Genomic DNA, 20,480 nt, shown 5'->3' with positions numbered 1-20,480 from the left:
CGAACAGGCGGCGGATCCTCGGCCGGGCTGCCACCGGACGGAACCCGGTGGCAGTGCACGCCCCGGCGGGAAACGCGCCCGCCGGTTCGACCCTCCAGGAAAGGGAGGATCACAAGTGCGTAAGAGTAACGGTATCGCTGCCGTGCTTGCAGCGACAGCCGCGAGCACACTCGTGCTCACTGCTACGCCGGCCATGGCCGAGCCCGCGCCGGGCACGACCGTCAGCGCGACGAACATCGTAGGCGTCGGCTCGGACACCACCCAGGACGTGCTCAACGCCCTCACCGCAGATCTCGCCCCGCTCGACGGCGTCGTGTCCTTCGACGCCACGGGTCCCAGCCCGATCACGGTGGGCGGTATCAGCTTCACGCGGCCGAACAGCGGCAACGGCATCACGGCCCTCAGTCGCTCGGTCGACGCGGGCCTCTGGGTCGGCACGGTCACATGCCCCGCGCCGCCTGGCGGCACCATCACTGGCCTGCTTGACTTCGCCCGCTCCTGGCGCGGCCCGAAGGCGCGAGGCGATCTCGGTCCGAGCGCGCCGCTGACGTTCATCCCGATGGCCCGCGACGCGCTCACCTACGCGTACAACGGCGCGGGCCTGAGCAACCTGACGCTCCCGCAGCTCAGGAACATCTACTCGGCCAACACCGCTGCGCAGGCCAAGACTGCCGCCGGTGGCGTCGACGTGACCCCGCTCCTGCCGACCTGCTCGGACACGCGCGACCCCTTCCTCGATGCGATCGGTCTGACCGAGACAACGCTCGGTGACTACGTGAAGCCGACTCCGCAGGCGAACAAGGCGGACGGCATCGTCGACAGCCCCGGCGAGATCGTGCCGTTCTCCACGGCGCAGTGGATCGCCCAGCGCAACCACGTGACTACGTCACACGTCGACCTGGCCTACGCTCTGGGCACCCGCCTCGGCACGCCGCTGAAGGACTTGTTGGGCGACCCGCTCGCGGCAACGAAGTCAGTGACCACGAACGGGGTCACCAAGCTCGTCCCCGACCCGGACTACTACGCCAACGCCACGTTCGGCCGTGACGTCTACAACGTGGTGGAGACCGCACGGATCACGACCGGCAACGCGAAGTACGACTCCGCGCTGGCGGCCGTATTCGCCGGACCCTCGTCGAAGATCACTTCGGCCGACTCCGACGCGATCATCGCCAACTACGGATTCCAGGTAGTTTCCTACGCCGGTGACACCGACATCCCGGGGACCGCGTGTAATCCGGCGAACAACGGCGACATTGGGGGCACAACTGGCTCGGGCGACCACGCCAAGGGCGGGGCGCTCGAGTAGTCAATGCACGCGGGTGGGACCGGCCGAGCGCTCGGCCGGCCCCACACCCGCGGCTACCATGATCAGCTCGGTGCGTAGGCCTTCGTGGTCGTCTTCGGAGTACGCCTCTAAGGGCAGGTCGAGGAAGCCCGCGCCGCCCTCTCGGAACACACGGCGGCTCTTCGGCGAGACCCCTGGTGGCAGACGGCCACCAACCCGCTCGACGCCTGGAACGAGCTCAGCCGGATCGCTCGGCCGGCAGTGGAAGCTCCCGCACTTCAACAAGATCAGCCAGGTCAATGTGGGTAGCCACGTCCTCGGGCGTCCTGCAGTAGGCGATCAGGAGTCGGCGGCCGTTGATCCGCTGGGAGACGCGCAGGTGATGCCGAGTTGGTGCCCGAACCGCAGGTCTCGGAGGAAGGCATCCGTGCCGTTGCCGTGCTCAGGGACCTCGTAGCCCGCCGTGCTGTCACGCCAAACCTCGGCCCTGCCTTGCCACCGGACAACCCAGGCGACGACAACCCGGGCACAGCTGGCGCGGGTATCGGCATGGCGTACAGCCCGCGCCGGGTTGCGCGCGCGGCGAGTATGCGATCTCTGCGCGTGACCGCTCTCAAAGCCTGCGGAGCGCGGCGGGGCGAAGCTACCGTGTAGCATGGCTGACGTGCCGAAGCCCGCTTCGGATGAGGTCGCAGGCTCCTTCACTCGCATGTGAAGAGAAGATCGGCGAGTCGATTCCGTTCGAGGTTCCGGTGCGGGAGTCCTATTCGATCAGTTCTTCGGATGGGGCTTTTGGCTTGGTGGGGTTCCTCACTCGCCGTTCCCGATCATGGTTCGCTCTCGCGTGCGCAAGAGCCGTACGGGTCGGGTATCCTTGCGTGGCCGGTCCCAGTTTTTCCGGTCCAGGCGGAGTAGCTCAGTCAGGCAGAGCAAGCGGCTCATAATCGCTGTGTCGCCGGTTCAAGTCCGGCCTCCGCTACTACCCCAGCCGGGTCCCCCTCAAAGGTGATCAGGCCGGGGTTGTCCAGTAGTCCCGAACGCAGAAAGGCACTCCCACGTGGCTGCCACCGACGTTAGGCCTAAGATCACGCTGGCCTGCCAGGAGTGCAAGCACCGCAACTACATCACGCGGAAGAACCGGCGTAACGACCCGGATCGGCTTGAGCTGAAGAAGTACTGCCCCAACTGCAAGTGCCACCAGCCCCACCGCGAGACCCGCTAGTTCGTCTGGTCTGCCGGTGAGGAAGAAGTACTGCCCACTGTGTCCCTAGGACTGGGCAAGTGCCTCCAGCCCCACCGCGAGACCCGCTAGTTCGCGGGACCTGCTGGTCGTTCCAGTCGCGGCTGTCGAGGGGGCTTTGCCGGCCGCGCTGTGAGACTCGCTGAGACGCTCAGCGAGGTCTACGGGGAAGCTTCAGCACGCTTCAGGACATCTTCATACGAGCAACCGGCGGTTCTGTCATGGGATCGCCGGTTTGTCGTGTCCATACAGGCTGAGGCCTTCATTTGTTGGCGCCAGCCGACGGATCATCCCTGGTCCTCAGGTCGCTAGGGTGGAGACCCGCCGGGGTGTCAGCGGAACTTTGTTCTGTTACCTTCGGCTCAACCAGCTCTTCAGCCGCGAAGGAGCGCGACCTCATGGCTTTGAACCGCGATTTCGTCGGGCGGACATTTGAGGCGTCCGCCCCTTACGAGGTCAGCCGCGTGAAGATCAAGGAGTTCGCCGCCGCGATCGGCGACCACAACCCGATCTACCACGACAAGGACGCCGCCGTCGCGGCCGGGCACCCCGACGTCGTCGCCCCGCCGACCTTCCCGATCGTGTTCACCCTGACGGGAGCAGGCGGCGCCCTGTCCGATCCCGATCTCGGGCTCAACTACGCCATGGTCGTCCACGGTGAGCAGCGCTTCGAGTACCAGCGGCCCGTCTACGCCGGCGATCGGCTCGTCTGCACCTCGACCGTCACCGAGATCCGCAGCGTCGGCCGCAACGAGTTCCTGACCATCCGCAGCGACGTCACCAGCACCGGCGGTGAACTGGTCTGCCGGACCTACAACACCATCGTCGAGCGAGGAGGGGCGGCTTAACCATGGCTGCGACGATCAAGTACGACGAGGTCCAGGTGGGCCAGGAGATCCCGGCCGCCTCCTACCAGGTCCGCCGGGTCAACCTGGTGATGTACGCGGGCGCCTCCGGCGACTTCAACCCCATCCACTGGAACGAGCGCCACGCCAAGTCCGTCGGGCTGCCCGACGTGATCGCGCACGGCATGTTCACCATGGCCGAGGGCGGCCGGTTCGTCACCGACTGGGTGGGCGACCCCGCCGCCGTCGTCGACTACGGCGTGCGCTTCTCCTCGATGGTCGTCGTCCCGGACGACGACCAGGGGGCCACGATCACGATCAGCGGCATCATCGAGGAGAAGCTCGAGGACAAGCGCGTCGTGGTCGCCCTCAACGCGAGGTCCGGCGACGCGCGGGTCCTGTCCAAGGCCCGGGCCGTCGTCCAGCTGTCCTGACCCGTCCTGAGGAATCCCATGGCTGAGCGGTTGGCAGACGTACGGCTCGGGCCGTACACGACGTTGCGGTTGGGCGGTCCGGCCCGCGCCTTCACTGAGGCCCGGACGCAGGACGAACTGGTGGAGATCGTCGCCGGCGCGGACCGCCGGGGCGAGCCGGTGCTGATCCTGGGCGGCGGCAGCAACCTCGTGGTGTCCGACGACGGGTTCGACGGCCTCGTGGTGCGCGTGCTCACCGAGGGCGTCGACGCGGAGCACGACGGCGACCGGGTCCGTGTCACCGCGCAGGCGGGGGAGGACTGGGACGCCCTGGTCGCCCGCTGCGTGGCGGAAGGCTGGTCGGGCGTCGAGTGCTTGTCCGGGGTGCCCGGCCTGGTGGGCTCCACGCCGATCCAGAACGTCGGGGCCTACGGGCAGGACGTCTCACAGACGGTCACAGGAGTGCGTGTCTACGACCGGCTGACCGGGGAGATCCGCGACCTCACCGCCGCCGAGTGCGGGTTCTCCTACCGGCACAGCACGTTCAAGGGTGACCCGGACCGTAATGTCGTGCTCGCCGTGACCTACTCCCTGGAGCGTTCGGAGCTGTCAGGCCCCGTGGCGTACAGGGAACTGGCCGACCGGCTGGGGGTGGCGCTCGGCGACCGGGTGCCCACCGCCGGGGTGCGCGAGGCCGTGCTGGAGGTGCGGCGGGGGAAGGGCATGGTCGTCGACGCGGCCGACCCCGACGCGCGCAGCGCCGGATCGTTCTTCACCAACCCGGTCCTCACCCGGGAGGAGGCGGCCGACCTGGAGGCGCGCGCGCCCGGGCATCCGCGGTGGGACATGCCCGACGGCACGGTCAAGGTGCCCGCGGCCTGGCTGATCGAGCACGCCGGCTTCCCCAAGGGCTACGAGCGGGGCCCGGTGCGCATCTCGACCAAGCACACGCTGGCACTGACCAATCCGGCGGAGAAGGCGACCACCGGAGACCTGCTCGCCCTCGCGCGGGAGGTCAGGGACGGCGTGGCCGAGAAGTTCGGCGTCGTCCTGGTGAACGAGCCGGTCATGGTGGGGATCTCCCTCTGACGGCTTGACGCCATGCCGTAGACTCTGACGAAACCACCCGAAGGGGAGTAGTCCACAATCCACTGATCGACACACTGGCCCGAGCCCCCCGGCTCGAAAGGCCCGGTCGTGGAGCCCACGCGGCGGACGAGACTTTCGGCCCGACAGCCATGCTGCCGGGTCGAAGCCATGCCCGGAACTCCCCGGGTGAGGGGCGCAGGCCCGGTCGCATATGAGGAAAGGCGACCAGTGCAGGCGTTCTGGATCTCCCTGGCAGTGATCTTCGTGGCGGAGCTCGGCGACAAGAGCCAGCTCATGGCCATGACGTTCGCGACCAGGTTCAAGCTCTTACCGGTGCTCACCGGCATCACCATCGCGACGGCCGTCGTGCATCTCGTGAGCGTGGGCCTCGGTGGCCTCATCGGGGACGCACTGCCGACCAAGGCGATCTCCGTGGTCGCCGGGCTCGCGTTCCTCGGCTTCGCCGCATGGACGTTGCGTGGCGACGAGCTGACGGCCGACGAGTCGGGCAAGGCGGCCAGGACCCGGCACACGGCGCTTGTCGCGGTCTCGGTCGCCTTCTTCCTCAGCGAGCTGGGCGACAAGACCATGCTGGCCACCATCACGCTGGCCACCCAGCACGGATGGTTCGGCACGTGGCTCGGTTCGACGGTCGGGATGGTGGCCGCGGACGCCCTGGCCATCCTCGTCGGCCGGGCGCTCGGCAAACACCTCCCCGAAAAGTGGATCAGATATGGCGCGGCCGCCGCGTTCGTCGTCTTCGGCCTGATCCTGCTCGTGGAGGCGCTGGCCTGATCCCCGCTGGCCTGATCCCCGCGGTCAGCTGAGAAGAGACAGCCGGTGGGCCGCCGCGGCGGCCTCCCCGCGGCTGGAGACGCCCAGCTTGGGCAGGATGTTCGACACGTGCACGCTGACGGTCTTGGCCGAGATGAACAGTTCGGCCGCGATCTCGCGGTTGCTCCGCCCGGTGGCCACGAGCCGGAGGACCTCCAGCTCCCGCGGGGTCAGCGGAGTCTGCTCATCGGAGGCGGCCTGCCGTACGGGATCGGACAGGGTGCCTCCGACCCGGCGGGCGAGATTCTCGATCTGGCCCGCCAGCGGGGCGGCACGCAGGGACACGGCGAGCGGGTGCGCCTCGCGCAGCCTCGCCAGCGCCTCGTCGCGCTCGCCCGCCAGGGCGTCGGCGGCGGCGGCGAGCAGGAGCGCCTTGCTCTGGCCGTAGGGGCGTTCCAGGCGCTTCCACACCTGCGCCGCCCCGGCGAAATCGGCCCGGTAGACCATCCGGAAGGCCTCGCTCACCGGCCCGTAGCAGAACATCCCCTCCACCAGCGTGTCGCTCGTGGCCAGCAGGGCGGCCGCCCTTTGCGGGTCAAGGGGGGAGGCCGTGTCGCACACGTGCCGGATCAAGGCGAGTAACCGCCAGCCCAGCATCGCCTTCTGCGACAACGGCGGGTTGGTGAGCGCCGCCTCGGTGGCCTCCACGGCCTTCATCGGCTCGCCCTGGAGGAGATGCCAGGAGAGGCGGAGGCTGAGGTTGTAGATCCACTCCTGGGTCCACTCCACGGGCTGGGAGGAGAAGACGCCCACCTCACTCAGGGTCTTCTCGGCGAGATCCTCCTCGCCCCGCGCGATGGCGATGCCGGCCCTGATCCGCATCATGTGCCACTTGTTCCGCATGGACGGGCCCATCTTCATGGCACGGTCGATGACCTCGATCGCCTCGTCCCAGCGCCCGAGGGAGTCCAGGGCCTCCGCGCGGTTGTTGGCGATGAAGACGCCCTGGTGGCGATATCTGCCGAACTGCCGCGCGAGGTTCTCCCCCTCGGCTGCCAGGGCGAGTGCGTCGTGGGAGCGGCCCAGGTTGTCCAGCGCGTCCACGTTGTTGGCCAGGGCGCGCAGCACGATGCGCGGCGACTTCAGCCGTTTGCCCAGGGCCAGGGCGCGCTGGTTGGTCTGGTAGGTGGTCTCGAGATCTCCCGAGATGGAGTTGCCGAGCGCCAGGTTGATCAGAAGGTCGGCCTGTTGCTTCTCGTCGCCCCTCTCGCGGGCGACGCGCATCGCTTCCTGGGTGACGGCGGTGCCCTCGGCCACCTGGTTGGACAACATCAGCTCCGACCCCAGGCGGGCCAGCACGAAGGTCCGCATGTCACCCGGGTGGGGCACCAGGCTCTCGGCATGCCGGAGATCGTTGAGTGAGCCCGGCTTGCCTCTCGCGTGCTTGATGTTGGCCGACCGCACCAGCAGTTCGGCCACCCGCTCGGGAGAGGTCTGCTCGTCGAGCTCGGCCATGGCGCCCCGGACGAACTTGGTGCTGCCCTCCATGTCGCCGGACAGGTACGCCGCCTCGGACGCCCGTTCCAGCACCGTCGTGTGGTCGACGCCGATCCGCTCGGCGGCGTCGGGCACCTTGTCCCACAGGACGAGGACGCGCTCGAGGAGCTGGATCTGCTCGGTGTAGGCGAACGACCTGGCCGCCTTGCGGGCCGCCTCCCAGGCGGAGATGAGCGCCCACAGGTCGTTGCGCGCCGAATACCAGTGGTGGGCGATCTCGATGGCCGCCCGGCCGTGCGGGACGAGCGTACGGTCCTTCTCGATCTCCTCGGCGTACCTCGCGTGCATCCGCGCGTGCTCGCCGGGGAGCAGTTCGTCGTGTACGGCCTCGCGGATCAGCGCGTGCCGGAACACGTAGGCGCCGTCGTCGGTCACCTGGAGGACGTTGGACGCGATGGCGGCCCGCAGCGCGTCCTCGAGATCGTCATCCGACAGGCCGCTGACCGCGGCGAGCAGCGCGTGACCGACCCGTACTCCTCCGGCCGCGGCCATCCTCAGCACACGCTGGGTCTCCTCGGGCAGCCGCTCGACCGAGCCGATGATCAGGTCGTGGAGTGATTCGGGGAAGGAGCTGTTGTCGTGCTCCAGGAGGGCCTCGACGAACAGCGGGATGCCTCCGCTGCGCTCGAACACCTCGCCCACCCGGGCGAAGTCGGCGTCGACGCCGAGGATGCCGGCCATCTGCGCGGCGACCTCCGTCTGCGTGAAACGGGGCAGGTCGACGCGGACGACGCCGTCCACGCGGGCGAGCTCGGCCAGCACGGGCCGCAGCGGATGGGTGCGGTGCAGCTCGTCGGAGCGGTAGGTCATCACCATGAAGACGGGCGCGGCCCTGAGGTTGCGGCTCAGGAAGGCGATCAGGTCGCGGCTCGACCGGTCGGCCCAGTGGATGTCCTCGATGAGCAGAACCACTGGCCGCCGCTCGGCCAGCCGTTCGAGCAAGGTGAGGATGATCTCGAAGAGGCGGGCACGGGCCGACTCGCTCTTGTCTTCAGCGCTGGGCTCGCCGAACTCGGGGAGCAACCGGGCCAGCTCCCGGGCCGCGCGCTCCGGCAGGAGGGCGGCCACCTCACTCGCGCTGGTCTCCCGCACAAGCTGCCGCACGACCGCGGTGAACGGGGCGTAGGCCAGGCCCTCGCTGGACAGCTCCACGCAGCCCCCGACGAGCACGTGGGCGCCCTCCTGGGCGGCCTGTTCGAGGAAACGGTTGGCCAGGCGCGACTTCCCCACGCCCGCTTCGCCGCCGACGAGGACGGCGGCGGTCGTCTGCTTCCTGGCCTGGTCGAGCGTCTCCTTGAGAGTCTCGAGTTCTGTCTCCCGCCCGACGAAGACGGGGCTTACTGCCCGGCGCGTCATGTCGTTCAGCATTTCATGCCCTCTGCCGCGTTTCCCCTGGTTTGTTACGTGGTGGCGCTCAGGGGGGCTGAAAAGCCCGGCCGGGAAGGATCCGGCCGGGCTTCGTGACGGGCTTCACGAGACGTCGAGCTTGCCGAAGGCGCCGCGCTGGCGACGCTCACTGGAGCGCTCCCGCGCCTTCCTGGCCGCCTTGGCCTCGCGGACGAGCCGGTGGGCCGCGGCCTCGCCCCGGAGGTCGGCCACTCGGTTGATGATCATTTGGTACTGCAGCTCCGGACCCATGTCCTTGGCTCCCTGTGTGGTGTGCTTTCCTCTACACACTCAAGGTTCGGTCTAAGGCCCACACCCCCACATCGGGCGGATGTCCTATCTCCGGCGCATCCATGGGCCTAGGACGTCTAAGGCGGGCCATTGGGCGGCCTTAGACCGATCTAGGGGCTTACTTCGGGCAGACTTGCCAAAAAACCCGTTGGAGGCTCGGCGCTGGTCAGTTTGGAATCATTCGGACTGGTCGGCGATGCTGGTTCGGTGTCAACTACGACTACTCCGTTCGCGGAGGTCGCCGCATCCACGTCGACGCTGCGAGCGTTCCTGCACGGCCTTCCCGGTGTCGACCGGGTCGGCGCGGACGCCCGGGCCGCGATGCTGGGGACGCGATCCATCAAGACCACGGCCAAGAGACAAGCCATCGACCTCGCCATCCGGATGGTGGACCTCACCACGCTCGAAGGTGCCGACACGGTGGGCAAGGTCAGGGCGATGTGTGCCAAGGCGATCCACCCCGACCCGACCGATCCCTCCGTTCCCGCGGTGGCCGCCGTCTGCGTGTACCCCGACCTGGTCGCGACAGCCGTACAGGCTCTGAAGGGCTCGGGGGTGAAGGTGGCGTCGGTCGCCACGGCCTTCCCGAGCGGCCGGTCGTCGCTGGAGGTCAAGGTCGCCGACACCGAGCTCGCCGTCGCCGCCGGTGCGTCCGAGATCGACATGGTGATCGACCGGGGCGCGTTCCTGTCGGGCGACTACCTCACGGTCTACGAGCAGATCGCCGCGGTGAAGGGCGCCTGCGGCAGCGCGCACCTGAAGGTGATCCTGGAGACCGGCGAGCTCGCGACCTACGACAACGTGCGCAGGGCGTCCTGGCTGGCGATGATCGCCGGTGCCGACTTCATCAAGACCTCGACCGGCAAGGTCTCCCCGGCCGCGACCCTGCCCGTGACGCTCGTCATGCTGGAGGCCGTGCGTGACTTCCTCCGTACGGCAGGCAGGAAGGTCGGCGTCAAGCCCGCCGGCGGCATCCGGACGACCAAGGACGCGATCAAATACCTGGTGCTGGTCAACGAGACCGCCGGCCCCGACTGGCTCGACCCGGACTGGTTCAGGCTCGGTGCGTCGTCGCTGCTCAACGACTTGCTGATGCAGCGGCAGAAGATGGCCTCCGGCCGGTACGCCGGCCCCGACTACTTCACTTTGGACTAAGGCGGCCATCCATGTTCGAATACGCACCCGCGCCGGAGTCGCGGGACATCGTCGACATCAGGCCGTCCTATGGCCTGTTCATCAACGGTGAGTGGGTCGATCCCCTCGGAGAAGGCCGCGACAAGACGGTCAACCCCGCCAGCGAGGAAGTGCTCGCCGAGGTCGCCGTCGCGGGCGAGGCCGACGTCGACCGGGCCGTCCAGGCTGCGCGCAAGGCGTTCGCCGTGTGGTCGGCCATGCCGGGTTCCGAGCGGGCCAAGTACATCTTCCGCATCGCCAGGATCATCCAGGAGCGCGCCCGCGAGCTCGCCGTCCTGGAGTCGCTCGACAACGGCAAGCCGATCCGCGAGTCGCGCGACGTCGACCTGCCGCTGGTCGCGGCCCACTTCTTCTACTACGCCGGGTGGGCCGACAAGCTGTCCTATGCCGGGTTCGGCCCCTCGCCGCAGCCGCTGGGCGTCGCCGGGCAGGTCATCCCGTGGAACTTCCCGCTGCTGATGCTGGCGTGGAAGATCGCCCCCGCGCTGGCCTGCGGCAACACGGTCGTGCTCAAGCCCGCCGAGACCACCCCGCTGACCGCCCTGGCCTTCGCCGAGATCTGCCGCCAGGCCGACCTGCCGCCGGGCGTCGTCAACATCGTGACCGGCGCAGGAGAGACCGGCGCGGCGCTCGTCGCGCATCCCGACGTGGACAAGGTGGCCTTCACCGGGTCGACCGAGGTCGGCCGCCTCATCGCGCGCTCGGTCGCCGGGTCGCGCAAGAAGCTCACGCTGGAGCTCGGCGGCAAGGCCGCCAACATCGTGTTCGAGGACGCGGCGCTCGACCAGGCGGTCGAGGGCATCGTCAACGGCATCTTCTTCAACCAGGGGCACGTCTGCTGTGCGGGCTCACGCCTGCTCGTGCAGGAGTCGGTCGCCGAGGAGTTGCTGGATGCGCTCAAGCGGCGGCTGTCCACACTCAGGCTGGGCGACCCGCTGGACAAGAACACCGACATCGGCGCGATCAACTCCGCCGCCCAGCTGGCCAAGATCCGGGAGCTGTCGGAGGCCGGCGAGGCCGAGGGCGCCGAGCGGTGGTCCCCGGCGTGCCCGATTCCCGACAAGGGGTTCTGGTTCCCGCCGACCATCTTCACCGGCGTCGCCCAGTCGCACCGCATCGCCAGGGAGGAGATCTTCGGCCCCGTGCTGTCGGTGCTGACCTTCCGCACCCCGGCGGAGGCCGTCGAGAAGGCCAACAACACGCCCTACGGGCTGTCGGCCGGCGTCTGGACCGAGAAGGGGTCGCTCATGTTGTGGATGGCGTCCCGGCTCCGGGCCGGCGTGGTGTGGTCCAACACGTTCAACAAGTTCGACCCCACCTCGCCCTTCGGCGGATACAAGGAGTCGGGCTACGGCCGCGAGGGCGGGCGCCACGGGTTGGAGGCCTACCTTGCAGTGTGACGACCACAGGCGCCGCCGCCTCACACGCCGCATGACCGCGGGGGCGGGCGAGGGCTACTCGCGTGCGCTCCGCTCCAACCGCTTCGCCGTACGGAACGGCTGGTTCGCCCATCGCGGCGGCGTCTGCCGGTGCGGCCAGACCTACCAGCCCGCCCGTCCACTCCAGATTGGATCCTTCGATGAGTGAGCGCCTGGCGGTACGCAAGACGTACAAGCTGTTCATCGGGGGTGCGTTTCCGCGGTCCGAGAGCGGAAGGTCGTATGTCGTGAACTCGTCAAAGGGGGAGTTCCTGGCGAACGCGTCCAAGGCATCCCGTAAAGATGCCCGGGACGCGGTGACCGCCGCCCGCAAGGCGTTCCCTGGCTGGTCGGCCGCGACCGCGTATAACCGCGGCCAGATCCTCTACCGCGTCGCCGAGATGCTGGAAGGGCGCCGGGCCCAGTTCGTCGCCGAGCTAGTGGACGCCGACGGAGTCGGGGTGCGCAAAGCCGGGGAGCTGGTGGACGCGGCCGTCGACAGGCTCGTGTGGTACGCGGGATGGTCGGACAAGATCGGCGCGATCCGGGGATCGGCCAACCCGGTCGCCGGTCCGTACTTCAACCTGTCCAGCACCGAACCGACCGGCGTGGTCGCCGTGGTGGCTCCCGGAGAGGGGCCGCTGCTGGGGCTGATCAGTGTGATCGCCCCGGTGATCGTGACGGGCAACACCTGCGTGGTGGTCGCCTCCGAGCGGGCGCCCCTGCCGTCCGTCACGCTGGCTGAGGTGCTGGCCACCTCCGACCTGCCCGGGGGTGTGGTCAACATCCTCACGGGGTCGGCGGCCGAGATCGCGCCGTGGCTCGCGGGCCACATGGACGTCAACGCCATCGACCTGACGGGGGCGGGCGCCGAGCTGGCGGTGACGTGCGAGGAGCTGGCCGCCGAGAACCTCAAGCGGGTTCTCCGGCCACCGACCGCCAAAATCGACTGGCTGGCCGACCCGGGCACCGATCGCATGACCGCCTTCCTGGAGACCAAGACCGTCTGGCACCCGATAGGCACCTGACCCCCTTTTCCGCGTGATCATGCAGAAGTTCGGCGGGATGGGTGCTGAGCTGGGAAAACCTGTGTCGTGATCATGCAGAAGTTCGACGAAATACGGCTTGAGCTGGGATGACGCCTTTCGTGATCATGCAGTGCCGTCAGTGTTGCATGATCACGAATTGTCTTTGCGCAGGTCGGCTGGGTGATGGGCGAACTTCTGCGTGATCACGGAGTGGAAAAGGCCAGGTCGACGCCGTTGATCACGAACTTCTGCATGATCACCACCAAGGGTGGGGTGTTTGCGTGATCACCACCAAGGGTGGGCGGGGTCAGCCGCGGTAGATCAGCTCGGCTACTGTGACGCGGTAGTGGTAGCGGGCCTTGGCGCCGATGACCATCGTCAGCCACATGTCGTCGTTGATGCGGTACACCGCCCGCTCCTGCGGCAACATCGGATGCTTGGGCGTGTGCGTCATGGCGAGCTTCTGCGCGATCGCGCGGGCCTCCTCGCGCTCGCCCATCACTTCGTAAATGTCGGAGACCCGCCATTCCTTGCGATCGGTGCCGCCGATGTTCTCCTCGATGAGGACGCGCCACTGGCTCATGGGTGTGATCGTACGATTCCGGCTTCCCGGCACCCCACTCAGGCGTTCTGCAACGACACGAGCAGTTCGGCGTTCGAGCCCGTGTTGCGCATGGCGGCCAGGAACGGCTCGAACGTGTCCTGGCCGTGCAGTGCCTTCCTGAGCTTCCACACGAGCGCCAGCTCGGCGGGGTCGAGCAGCAGCTCGTCGCGCCGGGTGCCCGACGCCGCGACGTCCACGGCCGGGAAGACCCTCTTCTCCGACAGGCTTCGGCTGAGCCGCAGCTCCATGTTTCCGGTGCTCTTGAACTCCTCGAAGAGGTTGTCGTCCATCTTCGAGCCGGTTTCGACCAGCGCGGTGGCCAGGATGGTCAGCGACCCGCCGTCCTTGATGTTGCGCGCCGCACCCAGCACACGCTTGGGCGGATGTACGGCTCGCACGTCGATGCCGCCGGTCAGGATGCGGCCGCCGTTCGGGGCCGCCATGTTGTAGGCGCGGCCGAGCCGCGTGATCGAGTCGATCAGCACGACGACGTCGTGACCGAGTTCGACGAGCCGTTTCGCCCGCTCGATCGCGAGCTCGGTGACGGCGATGTGATCGGCCACCGGCCGGTCGAAGGTGGAGGCGACGACTTCGGCCTGGACGGCTTCGCGCATCTCGGTCACCTCTTCCGGCCGTTCGTCGACGAGCACGATCATGAGATGGCATTCGGGATGGTTGGCGGTCACCGCGTTGGCGATCGCCTGAAGCAGGACGGTCTTTCCCGCTTTGGGTGGAGCCACGATCAGCCCGCGCTGGCCCTTCCCGATCGGTGCGAGCAGGTCGATGACGCGAGTGGAGACCACGCCGGGAACGGTTTCGAGGCGGAGCCGTTCGGTGGGATGAATGGGGATGAGATCGGCGAAGTCCGGGCGTTCCTCGCCGGGCGGCCTGCCGTTCACGTCGGTGACGGCGATCAGCCGGCCGTTCTGCGCGGTGCCGCGCACGACGTCGCCCGGCCGCAACCCGTGATCGTGGACCAGGGCCGGCGGCACGGCGACGTCCTTCGGCCCCGGCAGATATCCGCCCGCGCGGACGAACATGTTCTTCGCCGAGGCGGCTACCAGGCCGCTGATCGGCGTGGTCTCGGGGGTCTGCTTGGCCGTACGGCCGGACCTGCGCGAGCCGGGCGGCCGGGAACGGGGGATGGTCGATGGAGTTGTCATGATCGATTCCTTTGGATGTGTGTGAGGTCGCGTGCATGAGTTCGCGAAAAGGCGCACATGGCACATGGCGTACGGCGCCATGCCGTACGGCGCGGCAGGCGGGACCGTACGGCGGGAACGCGGAAAGCGTCAGCGGGAGGAAATCTCACCGCGAAGGGCGCCGGAGACGGCGCAGTGCATGATCACGCTCGGCGTTTTCGCTGGTCGGCGCGGAAGGCGTCGAACTACTGCATGATCACGATGCGTGAATGCCCAGCTCAATGCGCATGTGCGCGAACTTCTGCATGATCACGCGCAACTGGGAGGGAGGGGGAACTGCTGACTGCTGTCAACCAAGTCAATCAATACAACATGATGCGGGTCGCGGGCAATTCCCTTGGGCCCGCAGCCCGTGGAGTGTCAGCGGGCCTGGAGGGCGTCGAGGGCGACCGCCATGGCGATGACGAGCCGGCGGTCGAGCCGGTCGTCGTGGATCTCGATGAGGTACCGGTCCCGAAGGCCCCACTTGCGGGTCACGGAGAAGGCGAGGGACGCCCCGATGCCGAAGTCGAAGTGATAGGGCAGCCACGACAGAGAGTCGGAGAAACGCCGCAGGAGGGCGACAGGGAGATTGCGCTCCTGGCCGGTCAGGGTCGGCAGTCCGGGCTGCTGGAGGTTCCAGGTCGAGCGCAGCAGCGACTTGGCGAAGTTCTTCCGGAACGATCCGATCTCGACGCCAGGCCCGTCCACCACGTCATATTCGCCGGCCAGGTCGAGAACCTTGCGGGCTTTGAATCCGGCGAGGGGCTGCTGGCGCGACTCGTCGGTGAAAAGGGTCACCTGCTCTTTCAGCGCCATCCGCTTCTGCTCGGCGAATGCCACCACCGCACCCTCGGAGTCGTCGGGTTGGGCCACATGGACGACATACCTGTTCACCATCATGGTGATCTTCTGGCGCAGAATGAGTCGGTTTTGCGCCTGAAGGTGTGAAATATCCATGTAATCTCCCAAGACGTCTTAGCCATACCTTATATGGCTAGACGAGGGGAAGATCGCCCGTCAGATAGCGCTGAATCACCGGGGCGACGCAGGCAACGAGCTGATCATGATCGAGTGACGCCAGCGGCGGCACCTTGAGTACATATCGCGCGAACCCGAGGCCGATCAGCTGCGATCCGGCCAGGATGCCGCGAGTTTCGGCTTCGCCGCCGCGGAGTTGTTCGGCGAGCGGCTGCAGCACCTCGTTGGTGAGGAATTCGGTGAGCATCGCCGCCGCCGCCGGGGACGACGCCGCGGAGCTGAGGATCGCGCGCAGCCGGGCCCCGTGCTCGGGGTGTTCCCACAAGGAGAGGTAGCGGCGCATCAGCCGTTCGCCGAGTCCGTCGACGTCGCCCTCCAGTACGTCGCCGAGTTCGCGCAGGGGCAGGCCGCCCGACCTGATGGCCGCGTCGAACAGGCCGTCCTTGTTCCCGAAGAAATGCATGACCAGGGCCGGGTCGACTTCTGCCGTGCGAGCGACCCCTCTGATCGTGGTCCCCGCGTATCCGGCCTGGGTGAACGCCTCGATCGCGGCGTCGAGGATCGCCTCGCGCGTCTGCGGGGATCCGGGGCGCCGGCCGGTCTTGTTCTCCATCGGGCTATTCAACCACGTTGAATTCATCTATGTTGAACTCAACATCGTTGAAGTCAACACATGGAGAATTAACGATGCGCAAGCTGATCGCCCTCATCGGGGCCGTCACCGGCCTCGGACTGCTCCTGGCGGCCTCCTTCCTCGGGGCGCTGCACCGGCCGGAGCCCCACGACCTGCCGATCGCCGTGGTCGGGCCACCCCAGGTGGCAGGCCAGATCGCCGCCGCGCTCGCGAGCCGGGCGCCGGGCGCGTTCTCGCTCACGCCGTACGCCGACGAACAGTCCGCACGCGACGCGCTGGCCGAGCGTGAGGTGGACGCCGTCCTCATGCCCCAGTCGGGGAAGCTCGTCGTCGCAAGCGCGGGAGGCCGCACGGCCTCGACCGCCATCACCCAGGCCTTCCAGGCCGCCGCCCAGGCTCAGGGCCGGCCGCTCGCCGTGGAGGACGCGTTTCCGCTGCCGCCGGGAGATGCGGGCGGCATATCCGGCATCTTCTACGTGGTCACGCTGGTGCTTCCCGGCATCGCCGCAGCGGCGCTGATCTCTCGAGTGGCGCCCGGGCTCGGCCTCGGGGGAAGGCTCGCCGTGCTCACCGCCGCCGCGGTCGTCATCGGTACGGCCAACGCCTGGCTGGCCGACGTCGTCTTCGACGCCCTGCCGGGGCGGTTCTTGGCTTTGGCGGCGACGTCCGCAGGTATCACGCTGGCCGTCGGCCTGGTGACGGCGGGACTCCTGCGCCTGATCGGCCCGGCAGGTGTGGCGCTCTCCGCACTACTGATCATCCTGATCGGCCTGCCCGCGAGCGGAGGCCCGCTCGGTGCCCGGTTCATCCCCGAGTGGTATGCCGCCGTCGGCCATGTTCTGCCCTTCGGTTCGGCCGCCGAGGCGGTCACGAGCGTCGTGCACTTCGGCGGTGCGGCGCTGGCCTCACCGCTGCTCGTGCTCGGTGCGTGGGCGTTGCTCGGCCTGTTCGCCCTGGCCGCACCACGCAGGCGGGCGGAACACGCCGTCACGGACCGGTCGGTGCTCGTCGCCTGACGAGGCTTCGCGGAGAGACCTTTGTCACGGTTTGTCGTATCCGGAATAGCGCCGTGACGCGCATGGCTCGTTCCTGGTGAGAGCTTGGCGGGTTCCCGCGTTTCAGGCTGGGTGGTTGCGGCCGCCCCGCCGTCGGCCCCCTCATCGGACCGAGTCACGATGGTGGGGCGGGTGATGCCTGAGAGGTCCTTGCCAGGCTCGAGCCGTACAGCATTAATGGGTGTGTAGCGTGATAAAAGGGGTGAAAATGCCTCGCTGGTTGAGAGCGACACTGGTGGTCGGGGCAATCGGCCTCGCCGTGTTCGTCCTCAAAGGCAGCCTCCCCGACGTCGACGATGTCTGGGGAGCCATGTCCGGGCTCCAGCCGGCATGGCTGACCGTGGGCATCGTCGCCGAGATCATGTCCATGAACACCTTCGCCCGCCTGATTCGCCGCCTTCTGACGATCGGCGGCACGCGCGTGACCTTCCCCAGGGCCGTTGCGGTCACGTACGCCCGAAACGCCGTGTCCAACAGCCTGCCGGCGGGGCAGGTCGTCAGCATCGCCTACACCACCCGCCAGTTCGCCCGTCTCGGGGCGGCGACGCCGCTGATCGCCGCCACGCTCGTGCTCAGCGCCCTGTATTCGACCGCCGCCTTCGCCGTGCTCGGCGTGGTCGCCGTGCTGGGGGAGCCGTCCATCCGCACGGTCGCCCTGTTCACACTCACGGCGGTGGCGCTGACCGTCGTGGTGCTCGTCAAAGTGCGGCCGCGCGGCCTGGCTCAACGGCTGGGGCGTCGATTCCCCTCGATGGTCGGCCAGTTGCGCTCGGCACGCGAGGCCGTACGGCTCGCAAGGCGTGACCAGCTGATCCTGGCCACGCTGGCGATGGCCAACTGGCTGCTGGACATCGCCTGCCTGGCCGCCGTGTGCGCGGCGACCGGAGTGCATGTCAGGCCGCAGACGGTGCTGCTCGGTTACGTCGCGGCCAAGGCCGCCGCGGTGCTGCTGCTCATCCCCGGAGGACTGGGCATCGCCGAGGTCGGCCTGGCCGCCACGCTCATCGGGGCGGGAGTCGGCGGAGGTGCGGCGGCCGCCGTCGTGCTGCTCTACCGGTTGATCTCTTATTGGGGCGTGTTGCTGATCGGCTGGGCGGCGTGGCTGCTGCTTCTCGACGGCATCCGGGCCCATGCCGTCCGTGCCGCCCAGTGGGTGTGGGGCGTGTACGTGCAGTGGGGCGTGTCCATGAACCCCTGCACCCTGTACGGCTACCGCGATCTTCCTCACTAGAACCCCGAGCCGCCGGCTCAGGGTTTTGTCAGGGTTCTGGGCGGAACGGGTGATCCTCGATGGTCGTTTAAACGGGTGACGAAGGAGGATCACGGATGTACCGGTCCAGGGAACACAAGATGATCGCGGGCGTGTGCGGCGGACTGGCGGAGCGCTTCGGCATGCCGCCGACGATGGTGAGGCTGATCTTCCTGCTCTCCTGCCTGCTGCCCGGCCCGCAGTTCATCCTCTACATCATCATGTGGATCTTCGTTCCGAAGGCCCCGGAGCGTAGCCACCACTCCGTCTATGACTCGGGCCATCACTACTGAGCCCTCCCTGCCGCCTCATGGCGGGCTGTCGCGAGGGTGAGGGGGCGCTGAGCGGCACGCCGTACCAGCGCCTATGCTCGCTTTTGGAAAGGTGACGTGACGATGCGCGAACGACCGCTGCTGCTTATCAACGACGAGCTCGTCGACTACGAGAAGGCCATGGAACGCATGGACCATCTGGTCGAGGAACGGCAGAACGACGAGCGGCCGGACACGCTCTGGCTCCTCAGTCACCCCTCGGTCTTCACCATCGGCAAGCGCACCCCGCAGGAGCACCTCCCCGACCCTTCGCACGGCATCCCCGTCGTGCCCACGGGGAGAGGCGGCCAGCTCACCTACCACGGCCCCGGCCAGCTCGTCGGCTACCTGATCGTCAAGCTGCGTACGGGTGAGGGCGTCGTCGATTACATCCGCGAGGTCGAGCTGCGGCTGATCGAGGCCCTCGCCGCGCTCGGTGTGCCGGCCGAGCGGCGTGACACCCCTCCCGGGTCGGAGCTGCTGACCGGCGTCTGGACCAAGAGCACCGGGCGGAAGATCGTGTCGATCGGCATGCGTTCGAGCCGTTACGTCACCAGTCACGGGTTCGCGCTCAACGTCGACGGCGATCTTTCTCCGTGGCATCTCGCCGTCGCCTGCGGGATGCCCGACGTCGACATGACCTCGGTGCTTCGCGAAGTGTCGCACGGATCCATGGACGAGACCCGAGTCGCCGTCAGCCGGGCGTTCGAAGCCTCCTGACGCGGGGTTTGTTGTTCCCGGGACTGTGTGCGTGTCCTGCACGTACGCAGTAGCCCGGGAACTTGCTGACGATGTCTGCGGCGCCTGTCTGCGGTGCCTGTCTGTGATGCCCGTCGGGGTGGTCGGCGTTGCGGGTGGCTGGTAGGCGGGTGGCGGGTGCGGGACTGAGGGCGTCTGGGTTGCGGGGCGTCGAGTTTGGGGTTCAGGGGCCTTTGATTATTGGGGCCGCCGGGCTTTTGCGGCGTGATCGTCGGGCTCGCGGGGTGCGGCTTTTTCGGAAATATCGGCATATGTGAGTGCCTGATATTTTCCTGAATTTCGTGACGGGTGGAATGAGTCCGTCGCGGATCGGCGGATCGGCGCTGTAGTGGCGAGCGATTCAGGGGTGCCTTTCGCTGCGACCGCGGTTGATGTCTTGGGCAGGGCCTTGGCAGAGTCTCGCCGGAGCCCGGAGCCCGGAGCCCGGAGCCCGGAGCCCGGAGCCCGGAGCCCGGAGCTGGGACCAGGGCGCGGAGCCGACCGGTAGCTCTCGGAGCCGGCAGTTCATCGATCGCCCGTAGCGCGACAGGCACTAGGTGCCGCGCTAGGCGACGAGCAGTGATAGGGATCAGAGCGGACATAAATGTGCGTTCATGTATAGCTAGGAAATTCCCCTAATTAGTTATATGCCCGCTAGGTGGCGATATTCCGTGCCGGATTTTCTCTCGATTTACTCGCCGGTATGGGTTGTCCGAGCTCCTCTTTTCTGAAATTATTCAGACAGATTTTCGAATCTGCGGGGGAGGTGTGGCAGGCGTGGGGGAACTCTTCGAGATCCGTGAGCCGGCGGGGCGAGTGCCGGATGAGTCGGATTCCGTTTGGTGGGCCAAGGCAAGGCGCTCGTGGTTGTGGTCAGACGGAACCTCCGCTCACGCCGTGGAGCCTGAGCAGCCCATGGAAGAGCGCGCCGAAGGTGGCCTTTCCTCCCCTGACCAGGGCGATAGCTACGGTGAGCATGAGTTCATCGGGGATGCCCAGCCTCCTCGAACCGGTCGCCATTTCCCCGACGAATCCACCGACGCTTCTCCTGGTGGTTCAGGACGCAGGTCGTGGGTGGTCGTGGGGGAGATCCGGCAGGTCGCGTCGGAGTTGGCGTTGGGGGAGGTGCCGGAGTCTCCGGCCGCGTGTTTGGCTGAGGCTCAGGAGCTGATCTACGCCCGGGATCGGTTGGTGTCGGCTGTTG

General features: G+C 67.8%; 21 protein-coding genes, 1 tRNA gene and 1 pseudogene. 16 read left to right on the top strand and 7 right to left on the bottom strand.

All coding sequences use genetic code 11. The features are described from left to right. The first annotated feature begins 142 nt into the window (after window positions 1-142). The gene (locus Pth03_RS09090; protein ID WP_203943722.1) at window positions 143-1,309 is read left to right on the top strand and encodes a hypothetical protein; all 1,167 of its coding nucleotides are present in this window, start codon (window positions 143-145) and stop codon (window positions 1,307-1,309) included. Here Pth03_RS09090 and Pth03_RS09085 read toward each other — a convergent pair whose 3' ends face one another. After that, window positions 1,310-1,459 carry a hypothetical protein gene (locus Pth03_RS09085; protein ID WP_203943721.1) on the bottom strand — a complete coding sequence of 50 codons (150 nt, stop codon included), beginning with the start codon at window positions 1,457-1,459 and terminating at the stop codon, window positions 1,310-1,312. A gap of 734 nt (window positions 1,460-2,193) precedes the next feature. Between Pth03_RS09085 and Pth03_RS09080 the strand changes: the two genes are divergently transcribed. The 6 genes from Pth03_RS09080 to Pth03_RS09055 all read left to right on the top strand — a co-directional run bounded on the left by Pth03_RS09080 (window position 2,194) and on the right by Pth03_RS09055 (window position 5,670). Next, window positions 2,194-2,267 (top strand) — tRNA-Met (locus tag Pth03_RS09080). A 78-nt stretch (window positions 2,268-2,345) separates the two neighbouring features. Then, window positions 2,346-2,510, top strand: coding sequence for a 50S ribosomal protein L33 (rpmG, locus tag Pth03_RS09075; protein ID WP_203943720.1), 165 nt, complete (start codon window positions 2,346-2,348; stop codon window positions 2,508-2,510). 416 nt (window positions 2,511-2,926) lie between these two features. Continuing rightward, window positions 2,927-3,376, top strand: coding sequence for a MaoC family dehydratase N-terminal domain-containing protein (locus tag Pth03_RS09070; RefSeq protein WP_203943719.1), 450 nt, complete (start codon window positions 2,927-2,929; stop codon window positions 3,374-3,376). 2 nt (window positions 3,377-3,378) lie between these two features. Next, a complete protein-coding gene (locus tag Pth03_RS09065; RefSeq protein WP_203943718.1) occupies window positions 3,379-3,807 on the top strand; it encodes a MaoC family dehydratase in 429 nt (142 codons plus the stop codon). Window positions 3,808-3,825: 18 nt separating this feature from the next. Then, complete coding sequence (locus Pth03_RS09060; RefSeq protein WP_203943717.1) at window positions 3,826-4,875, top strand: UDP-N-acetylmuramate dehydrogenase; 1,050 nt, start codon at window positions 3,826-3,828, stop codon at window positions 4,873-4,875. A 228-nt stretch (window positions 4,876-5,103) separates the two neighbouring features. After that, window positions 5,104-5,670, top strand: a complete 567-nt coding sequence (locus tag Pth03_RS09055; RefSeq protein ID WP_203943716.1) for a TMEM165/GDT1 family protein — start codon at window positions 5,104-5,106, stop codon at window positions 5,668-5,670. A gap of 24 nt (window positions 5,671-5,694) precedes the next feature. Here the strand turns inward: Pth03_RS09055 and Pth03_RS42020 are convergent, their stop codons facing one another. Next, entirely contained in the window at window positions 5,695-8,574 is a 2,880-nt protein-coding gene (locus Pth03_RS42020; protein WP_203943715.1) for an ATP-binding protein, read from the bottom strand. A gap of 102 nt (window positions 8,575-8,676) precedes the next feature. Further along, on the bottom strand, window positions 8,677-8,844 hold the full coding sequence (locus Pth03_RS09045) for a hypothetical protein (RefSeq protein ID WP_203943714.1): 168 nt from the start codon (window positions 8,842-8,844) through the stop codon (window positions 8,677-8,679). A 246-nt stretch (window positions 8,845-9,090) separates the two neighbouring features. On the opposite strand from Pth03_RS09045, the gene deoC reads away from it, so the two are divergent. The 4 genes from deoC to Pth03_RS09025 are packed head-to-tail and all read left to right on the top strand — an operon-like array spanning window position 9,091 to window position 12,523. Beyond that, window positions 9,091-10,038 (top strand): deoxyribose-phosphate aldolase, encoded by a 948-nt coding sequence (gene deoC / locus Pth03_RS09040; protein ID WP_203943713.1) that lies wholly within the window; start codon window positions 9,091-9,093, stop codon window positions 10,036-10,038. A gap of 11 nt (window positions 10,039-10,049) precedes the next feature. Continuing rightward, a complete protein-coding gene (locus Pth03_RS09035) occupies window positions 10,050-11,477 on the top strand; it encodes an aldehyde dehydrogenase family protein (RefSeq protein ID WP_203943712.1) in 1,428 nt (475 codons plus the stop codon). A gap of 31 nt (window positions 11,478-11,508) precedes the next feature. Further along, window positions 11,509-11,664 carry a hypothetical protein gene (locus Pth03_RS09030; RefSeq protein ID WP_203943711.1) on the top strand — a complete coding sequence of 52 codons (156 nt, stop codon included), beginning with the start codon at window positions 11,509-11,511 and terminating at the stop codon, window positions 11,662-11,664. Further along, the gene (locus Pth03_RS09025; RefSeq protein WP_203943710.1) at window positions 11,657-12,523 is read left to right on the top strand and encodes an aldehyde dehydrogenase family protein; all 867 of its coding nucleotides are present in this window, start codon (window positions 11,657-11,659) and stop codon (window positions 12,521-12,523) included. The genes Pth03_RS09030 and Pth03_RS09025 overlap by 8 nt, the downstream gene beginning before the upstream one ends. 307 nt (window positions 12,524-12,830) lie before the next feature. On the opposite strand, the gene Pth03_RS09020 is transcribed toward Pth03_RS09025, so the two are convergent. The 4 genes and pseudogenes from Pth03_RS09020 to Pth03_RS09005 form a co-directional block, all read right to left on the bottom strand. Next, entirely contained in the window at window positions 12,831-13,106 is a 276-nt protein-coding gene (locus Pth03_RS09020; RefSeq protein WP_203943709.1) for a hypothetical protein, read from the bottom strand. A gap of 38 nt (window positions 13,107-13,144) precedes the next feature. Continuing rightward, window positions 13,145-14,203 (bottom strand): annotated as a pseudogene (gene rho / locus Pth03_RS09015) (transcription termination factor Rho); the annotation flags it as partial. Window positions 14,204-14,689: 486 nt separating this feature from the next. Then, window positions 14,690-15,211, bottom strand: a complete 522-nt coding sequence (locus tag Pth03_RS09010) for an LURP-one-related family protein (protein WP_239118877.1) — start codon at window positions 15,209-15,211, stop codon at window positions 14,690-14,692. 94 nt (window positions 15,212-15,305) lie between these two features. Further along, entirely contained in the window at window positions 15,306-15,902 is a 597-nt protein-coding gene (locus Pth03_RS09005; RefSeq protein WP_203943706.1) for a TetR/AcrR family transcriptional regulator, read from the bottom strand. Between the two features lie 74 nt (window positions 15,903-15,976). On the opposite strand from Pth03_RS09005, the gene Pth03_RS09000 reads away from it, so the two are divergent. The 5 genes from Pth03_RS09000 to Pth03_RS42015 form a co-directional block, all read left to right on the top strand. Then, a complete protein-coding gene (locus tag Pth03_RS09000) occupies window positions 15,977-16,939 on the top strand; it encodes a GumC domain-containing protein (RefSeq protein ID WP_203943705.1) in 963 nt (320 codons plus the stop codon). Window positions 16,940-17,186: 247 nt separating this feature from the next. Continuing rightward, complete coding sequence (locus Pth03_RS08995) at window positions 17,187-18,209, top strand: lysylphosphatidylglycerol synthase transmembrane domain-containing protein (protein WP_203943704.1); 1,023 nt, start codon at window positions 17,187-17,189, stop codon at window positions 18,207-18,209. Between the two features lie 95 nt (window positions 18,210-18,304). Continuing rightward, window positions 18,305-18,520 carry a PspC domain-containing protein gene (locus Pth03_RS08990; RefSeq protein WP_203943703.1) on the top strand — a complete coding sequence of 72 codons (216 nt, stop codon included), beginning with the start codon at window positions 18,305-18,307 and terminating at the stop codon, window positions 18,518-18,520. 102 nt (window positions 18,521-18,622) lie between these two features. Beyond that, complete coding sequence (gene lipB / locus Pth03_RS08985) at window positions 18,623-19,258, top strand: lipoyl(octanoyl) transferase LipB (protein WP_203943702.1); 636 nt, start codon at window positions 18,623-18,625, stop codon at window positions 19,256-19,258. A gap of 933 nt (window positions 19,259-20,191) precedes the next feature. Beyond that, on the top strand, window positions 20,192-20,480 hold a 289-nt coding region (locus Pth03_RS42015; RefSeq protein WP_203943701.1), incomplete at its 3' end, for a hypothetical protein.

Origin of the sequence: Planotetraspora thailandica, from assembly GCF_016863335.1 — a bacterium.
GTDB classification, from domain to species: Bacteria; Actinomycetota; Actinomycetes; order Streptosporangiales; family Streptosporangiaceae; genus Planotetraspora; species Planotetraspora thailandica.
The sequence above is the reverse complement of the archived record's forward strand: the minus strand, read 5'-3'. Positions and strand labels throughout refer to the sequence as shown.

Excerpts from the sequence above, each read along its gene's own strand:
- Pth03_RS09070 (WP_203943719.1), top strand. The coding sequence starts at position 2,927 with ATGGCTTTGAACCGCGATTTCGTCGGGCGGACATTTGAGGCGTCCGCC.
- Pth03_RS09065 (WP_203943718.1), top strand. The coding sequence starts at position 3,379 with ATGGCTGCGACGATCAAGTACGACGAGGTCCAGGTGGGCCAGGAGATC.
- Pth03_RS09060 (WP_203943717.1), top strand. The coding sequence starts at position 3,826 with ATGGCTGAGCGGTTGGCAGACGTACGGCTCGGGCCGTACACGACGTTG.
- Pth03_RS42020 (WP_203943715.1), bottom strand. The coding sequence starts at position 8,574 with ATGCTGAACGACATGACGCGCCGGGCAGTAAGCCCCGTCTTCGTCGGG.
- Pth03_RS09045 (WP_203943714.1), bottom strand. The coding sequence starts at position 8,844 with ATGGGTCCGGAGCTGCAGTACCAAATGATCATCAACCGAGTGGCCGAC.
- Pth03_RS09035 (WP_203943712.1), top strand. The coding sequence starts at position 10,050 with ATGTTCGAATACGCACCCGCGCCGGAGTCGCGGGACATCGTCGACATC.
- Pth03_RS09030 (WP_203943711.1), top strand. The coding sequence starts at position 11,509 with ATGACCGCGGGGGCGGGCGAGGGCTACTCGCGTGCGCTCCGCTCCAAC.
- Pth03_RS09025 (WP_203943710.1), top strand. The coding sequence starts at position 11,657 with ATGAGTGAGCGCCTGGCGGTACGCAAGACGTACAAGCTGTTCATCGGG.
- Pth03_RS09020 (WP_203943709.1), bottom strand. The coding sequence starts at position 13,106 with ATGAGCCAGTGGCGCGTCCTCATCGAGGAGAACATCGGCGGCACCGAT.
- Pth03_RS09010 (WP_239118877.1), bottom strand. The coding sequence starts at position 15,211 with ATGATGGTGAACAGGTATGTCGTCCATGTGGCCCAACCCGACGACTCC.
- Pth03_RS09005 (WP_203943706.1), bottom strand. The coding sequence starts at position 15,902 with ATGGAGAACAAGACCGGCCGGCGCCCCGGATCCCCGCAGACGCGCGAG.
- Pth03_RS09000 (WP_203943705.1), top strand. The coding sequence starts at position 15,977 with ATGCGCAAGCTGATCGCCCTCATCGGGGCCGTCACCGGCCTCGGACTG.
- Pth03_RS08995 (WP_203943704.1), top strand. The coding sequence starts at position 17,187 with ATGCCTCGCTGGTTGAGAGCGACACTGGTGGTCGGGGCAATCGGCCTC.
- Pth03_RS08990 (WP_203943703.1), top strand. The coding sequence starts at position 18,305 with ATGTACCGGTCCAGGGAACACAAGATGATCGCGGGCGTGTGCGGCGGA.
- lipB (WP_203943702.1), top strand. The coding sequence starts at position 18,623 with ATGCGCGAACGACCGCTGCTGCTTATCAACGACGAGCTCGTCGACTAC.